This is a genomic window from Vibrio sp. 10N.261.52.A1 (genome assembly GCF_002876325.1).
Taxonomy (GTDB): Bacteria; Pseudomonadota; Gammaproteobacteria; order Enterobacterales; family Vibrionaceae; genus Vibrio; species Vibrio chagasii.
Window position 1 is genome coordinate 1 of record NZ_MCYD01001122.1, and the last position, 916, is coordinate 916.

General features: G+C 47.3%; 1 protein-coding gene. It reads left to right on the top strand.

Translation table 11 applies throughout. The features are described 5' to 3' along the window. A partial coding sequence (locus tag BCT81_RS24030) for an ATP-binding cassette domain-containing protein (RefSeq protein WP_133152710.1) occupies nt 1-916 on the top strand: 916 nt, incomplete at both ends.

Genomic DNA, 916 nt, shown 5'->3' on the forward strand with positions numbered 1-916 from the left:
CGGTATGCGTCAGCGTGTGGTTATAGCGATTGCATTGGCAGGTGAGCCTGACCTTATCATCGCAGATGAACCAACCACCGCACTGGATGTGTCTATCCAAGACCAAATCTTAGGTTTGATTCGCGATCTATGTATTAAGAAAAACGTAGGTTGTATGTTGGTAACGCACGACATGGGTGTGGTATCTAACGTAACCGATCGTGTAGCCGTAATGTATCGTGGTGACTTAGTTGAGTTTGGCCCAACTGCCAAAGTGCTTGGTACGCCAGAACACCCATACACACACAGCTTGATCTCTGCGGTTCCGCGTTCAGACCGCAAACTCGACCGTTTCCCACTTGTGAGCTACATCGAAGAAGCACACGAGATGGAACCACTTGATGTGAAAAACCACTGGTTGGGTCAAAGCCAAGATCACCGAGATTACACTGGTCCACTATTAAATGTTGAAAACGTAAACCTGCGTTTCACCACTAAAGATTCATTCTTTGAGAGCCGTCGTGAGTACGTACAAGCGTCGAACAACGTGAGCTTTGAAGTACATGAAGGCGAGACATTTGGTTTGGTGGGTGAATCCGGCTCTGGTAAATCAACGATTGCTCGTGTAATTGCTGGTTTGTACGCACCAAACTCGGGCAAGGTAACGTTTGAAGGCGTTGACCTGACTGGCCTGAAATCTGAAAAAGAACGTCGCCCTATGCGTCGTCAAATGCAGATGGTTTTCCAAAACCCTTACACATCAATGAACCCTCGAATGAAGATATTCGACATCATTGCTGAGCCTATTCGATTCCATAAGCTTACTCGCAACGAAAATGAAACTCGTCAGATCGTGAACGACCTGCTAGAACACGTTGGTTTAGGCAAGATGGCAGGGGTGAAGTACCCGCACGAATTCTCAGGTGGTCAACGTCAG